Annotated in this window: 5 protein-coding genes and 4 tRNA genes; 6 read left to right on the top strand and 3 right to left on the bottom strand. The window is 42.1% G+C overall.

The window, feature by feature from the left end:
* On the bottom strand, window positions 1-1314 hold a 1314-nt coding region (locus RH40_RS03235; RefSeq protein ID WP_009599896.1), incomplete at its 3' end, for an MATE family efflux transporter.
* A gap of 102 nt (window positions 1315-1416) precedes the next feature.
* Window positions 1417-2190, bottom strand: coding sequence for a triose-phosphate isomerase (gene tpiA, locus RH40_RS03230; protein ID WP_009599894.1), 774 nt, complete (start codon window positions 2188-2190; stop codon window positions 1417-1419).
* Between the two features lie 240 nt (window positions 2191-2430).
* Here tpiA and RH40_RS03225 point away from each other — a divergent pair, with 240 nt between their 5' ends.
* On the top strand, window positions 2431-2778 hold the full coding sequence (locus RH40_RS03225) for a 5-carboxymethyl-2-hydroxymuconate Delta-isomerase (RefSeq protein ID WP_009599893.1): 348 nt from the start codon (window positions 2431-2433) through the stop codon (window positions 2776-2778).
* 32 nt (window positions 2779-2810) lie between these two features.
* On the opposite strand, the gene coaA is transcribed toward RH40_RS03225, so the two are convergent.
* Window positions 2811-3734 carry a type I pantothenate kinase gene (gene coaA / locus RH40_RS03220; RefSeq protein WP_009599892.1) on the bottom strand — a complete coding sequence of 308 codons (924 nt, stop codon included), beginning with the start codon at window positions 3732-3734 and terminating at the stop codon, window positions 2811-2813.
* 206 nt (window positions 3735-3940) lie between these two features.
* On the opposite strand from coaA, the gene RH40_RS03215 reads away from it, so the two are divergent.
* The 5 genes from RH40_RS03215 to RH40_RS03195 all read left to right on the top strand — a co-directional run.
* Window positions 3941-4016 (top strand) — tRNA-Thr (locus RH40_RS03215).
* Between the two features lie 32 nt (window positions 4017-4048).
* Window positions 4049-4133: transfer RNA gene (locus RH40_RS03210), tRNA-Tyr, on the top strand.
* Window positions 4134-4168: 35 nt separating this feature from the next.
* A tRNA-Gly gene (locus tag RH40_RS03205) sits at window positions 4169-4243 on the top strand.
* Window positions 4244-4256: 13 nt separating this feature from the next.
* Window positions 4257-4332 (top strand) — tRNA-Thr (locus RH40_RS03200).
* Between the two features lie 100 nt (window positions 4333-4432).
* The coding region (locus tag RH40_RS03195) for a GTP-binding protein (protein ID WP_009599891.1) at window positions 4433-4843 on the top strand (411 nt) is incomplete at its 3' end.

The following is a 4843-nucleotide window of genomic DNA, read 5'->3' as shown; positions in this document are numbered from 1 at the left end:
AAGCTTTATTGCATAGCAGTAACTGGTGATTCCGCCAAGGATGTTGGCGACAGCAATACCGAGAAATAATCCACTCACTTGATATAAAAAACTCCCAATCAGTGCACATGGCAGCATGAAAATAAAGAGTCTTGCACAACTCCATAAGAAAGCGTTAATGGGTTTCTTTAAAGCATTTAGTCCAGACACTAACATCATCATTACCCCCTGAAATCCATAACTCAATGGAACACAGAGCAAATATTGCCAGAGGAATGTTTTAACGTTGACATCTTGTGAAAATAGTGAGGCGATATAAGTACTCAAAGGCACTATCATTAGAAAAATAATGGTTTGAAAAATAATCGCGAATCGCATCCCCATAAATAAGCCGGCAAAACTTCGACTTGGATTATTGGCCCCCATATTTTGCGCAATAAACGGCGTTAATGCAGAGGTCAGAGACATCAATACGAGTAATAAAATTGATTCAATCCGTTGAGCGGCACCAAAAGCGGCAACAGCTTCTGTACCGTACTGTGACAATACAGCGATAAATATGGCACCTGAAATCGGAATTAACGTGTTAGATAAAGTCGCGGGTATTGATATCTTGAGTAGTTTTGAGCTGTCACGCCAAAAAGAATTGACGTTGGGTATGATGATAAGTTTTTCACGCTTAACCAAGATATAAACAGCATAACACGATGCTCCGAGCCAGCTTATCGCACTTGCCAGTGCTGCTCCTTTGATGCCCAAAGCAGGAATTGGCCCAAACCCAAAAATAAAGATAGGGTCGAGTACACCATTAATCACTCCTGATAAAATCATAATTTTTGCGGGAGTCTTTGTGTCTCCTGTAGCTCTTATAACACTGTTCCCAGCCATGGGAATGACTAATAGCGGTACAGCACAATACCATATGCTCATATATTGATGAATCATAAACAAAGTGTCAGGTTCAGCCCCCAAAGCTATAAAAAGGGGCTTTAGGGTGATAAGCCCCAACATGGATGTTAGGCTGACGATGACAACAGCGAGTAAAATACCATGGGTGGCGATACTCGATGCGCTGTTGTTCCTTGCTCTACCCATGAGGTAACCAATCTGGGTTGAGATCCCGATCCCGATACCCATGGTGATACTATTAATGGTGAAAGTGACTGGAAATGTAAAACTGATCGCAGCTAGAGCTTGGGTGCCTAACATGGAAACAAAAAAAGTATCGACTAAATTAAAGAGAAATATAGCAACCATGCCAAATGTCATCGGAACTGTCATTTGACGCAGTACGAGAGGAATTGAGCCTGTCAAAAGACCATGTTTGTCCTGCATAGTTTGTCGCTACTGAGATAAAAAGAAATACAGAGTAATCGATAGAAGCCATAAGCACAAAGAGACCAGCGAGATACTGATCTCTTTGTCGGTTAGGATAGGCTACAGAGCTTTTGCTTTTGCTGCTGCTTTAGCAATCTCTGCAAAGCTTTTCGCATCCAATGACGCGCCACCGACCAGTGCACCATCAATATCGGGTTGAGAGAAGTATGCTTGCGCGTTCTCTGGTTTAACAGAACCACCATATTGGATAATTACTTGCTCAGCAATAGATTGACTTTGCTCGGCAATAAGGGCGCGAATTGAAGCATGAATACGCTGTGCGTCTTCTGCTGTTGCCGCTTTACCTGTACCGATAGCCCAGATTGGTTCGTAGGCGATAATCGCATTTTCAAAGGCTTCTACACCGAAAGAATCAATCACAGCGTTGATTTGACGAGCACAAACTGTTTCGGTTTCACCTGCTGCGTTTTGTGCTTCAGACTCGCCGATACAGAAAACAGGAGTTAGTCCATTTTGCTTGAGAAAGTTGAATTTATTCGCAACGAATTGATCTGATTCATTGTGGTACTCACGACGCTCAGAATGCCCAATGATAATATGACTGGCTCCAAAGTCTTTGAGCATTTCAGGAGAAGTGTCTCCGGTAAATGCACCGCTGTTATTGAGGTCCGTATTTTGAGCTCCTAAGATAATGTTACTTGAGCTCTCGCCTAACATGCGCTCTGCAAGATCGAGATATAAAGTTGGGGGAGCAATAGCAACGTCGACACCTTCGACGCCTTGGAGCTCGCGACTCAAACCTGATATCAGTTCGGTGACCATATTTTTGCTACCATTTAACTTCCAGTTACCCATCACTACAGGACGACGCATAAGGATATCTCCGTTAATTTCTATGAATGTAAAAAAACTTCGTAAGAATATAACAGATTAAGCGCGTTAAATCATGATAATGGCTATGTCGAAAAGTGGTTAGAGAGTATTTATTCACTCGCTATTTAGAGAGTGTTGAAAGATCATTGATCGATATGGCAATTTTATATTGCCTGAATCGGAATTTTTTTGCGTTGCTGGTATTAATATAAAGAAATAAACAATGAAAAGGAGAAACCAATGCCTAACCTAGTGATGGAATATTCCAACTCTGTGGACGAGAGGATTAATATCCAAGGACTACTAGAAGATCTTCATCAGGCGACGATGAACTCAGGGTTATTTGAGCGTTCGTCTGTTAAGTCAAGAGCATTGCGCTATCACACATGGTTAATAGGTGAACAAGAAGACGATGCTGATTTTATTCATATTCAATTTGAGCTGTTGTCCGGAAGGACAGCAGAACAAAAGCGTCAGCTAACACGCACATTAATGGAAGTATTAGAGCAGCAAGCAACGGACGTACATAGCCTTACAATTAATGTTCGAGATATGGATAGGGATTGCTTTCAAAAAGTGCTTAACTGATGAAAAATAGGGGAGAGGATAAGCGTGTTTCCCTATTTACGTAAAAATACCTTGCTTACGTGATGGTCTTTGTTTTTTTCAAGAATTAGATGCGCACGCCCCTTGGTTGGGAGTATGTTGGCATCTAAATTGATGCCATTAATTGATTGCCAAATTTCATGTGCTTTTGATACAGCCTGGCCTTCTGTAAGTTGGGTGTAATGATTAAAATACGAGCCCGGTTGGGTGAAAGCTCCTTGTCTAAATTGTAAAAAACGCTCTACATACCACTGCTCTATTACATCTGTTGGAGCATCAACATAGAGTGAAAAATCAAGAAAGTCTGAAACAAAAACTTGCTGTGAGTTTTGGGGATAATCTACACCAGTTTGAAGAACGTTTAGCCCCTCAATTATCAATACATCGGGTCTATCGATTACTTGAACAACGTCAGTAATATCATAACTCAGATGCGAATAAATAGGGACTTCGAGATTGCGTTTGGATGCTTTAACATCAGACACAAACTGAATCAGCTTTCGAGTATCATAGGACTCAGGAAACCCCTTTCGGTGCATGAGTCCTTTTTTATCGAGGACTTTTTTGGGGTAAAGGAAGCCGTCTGTAGTTACTAACTCAACCTTGGGGTGATTTTCCCATCTGGATAGTAACGCTTTGAGAAGACGGGCAGTGGTACTTTTTCCAACAGCCACACTACCAGCGATTCCGATAATAAATGGGGGGGCGCTATTAGGGTTGGCGAGAAATTTATTGAGCACCGAATTTCTGCTTTGTCTTGCCGCAACATAGAGGTTAAGTAGGCGTGCCAGCGGTAGGTAAATCTCCTCCACTTCTTCCATTGTTAGGCTCTCATTAACGCCCTGCAATTCAATTAAGTCACTTTCTGACAAGGTCATAGGAACAGAATTTCGTAATTCTGACCATTGTTGGCGGCTAAATGAGAGATATGGAGTCATAGTCATCCTAACTTGTGTACATATGTGAGCTGCGAAAATACAACAACTAATAAATATTGCAAACTTTCCCTTAGAGATTAAATGAATTCTTGGTGTTAAATTGGTCGATTTTTCAACAAATAACAATATTACGAAGAAAAATGAACTTTTTTTTGATTTTTCTATTGCAAGGCAGAAAATCATTCAATAGAATGCGCACCACTTATGCCGACTTAGCTCAGTAGGTAGAGCAACTGACTTGTAATCAGTAGGTCACCAGTTCGATTCCGGTAGTCGGCACCATTCATTCTTAGAGTGTTTGGAATAAAAAATTTGGAGGGGTTCCCGAGTGGCCAAAGGGATCAGACTGTAAATCTGCTGGCACTGCCTTCGATGGTTCGAATCCGTCCCCCTCCACCATATTATTTAGGAAATAGCTCTCAGAGTTACGTGTTGCGGGCATCGTATAATGGCTATTACCTCAGCCTTCCAAGCTGATGATGCGGGTTCGATTCCCGCTGCCCGCTCCACTCTATTTTGAGTGCTGATATAGCTCAGGTGGTAGAGCGCATCCTTGGTAAGGATGAGGTCGGCAGTTCGAGTCTGCCTATCAGCACCAGCTCTAAGATGTATTTCCTTTTGATATAAAATTTATTACCAATAATTTTTGGTTACGTGGTCTTTCAAGCCACCTAAATCTGTACCTAGAGGGACAAATAATGTCTAAAGAAAAATTTGAACGTACTAAACCGCACGTAAACGTTGGTACTATCGGCCACGTTGACCACGGTAAAACAACTCTAACTGCTGCAATCTGTACAACACTTGCTAAAGTGTACGGCGGTGAAGCGAAAGACTTCGCATCTATCGATAACGCTCCAGAAGAGCGTGAGCGCGGTATCACAATCGCTACATCTCACGTTGAGTACGACACTCCAACTCGTCACTACGCACACGTAGACTGTCCAGGACACGCTGACTATGTTAAAAACATGATCACAGGTGCTGCACAGATGGACGGTGGTATCCTAGTTGTTGCTGCGACAGATGGCCCAATGCCACAAACTCGTGAGCACATCCTACTAGGCCGTCAGGTTGGTATCCCTTACATCATCGTGTTCATGAACAAG

It is taken from the genome of Vibrio caribbeanicus ATCC BAA-2122 (genome assembly GCF_000165125.1).
GTDB lineage: Bacteria > Pseudomonadota > Gammaproteobacteria > Enterobacterales > Vibrionaceae > Vibrio > Vibrio caribbeanicus.
Note: the sequence above shows the minus strand (reverse complement) of the source record. Positions and strands in the feature narration are given on the sequence as shown.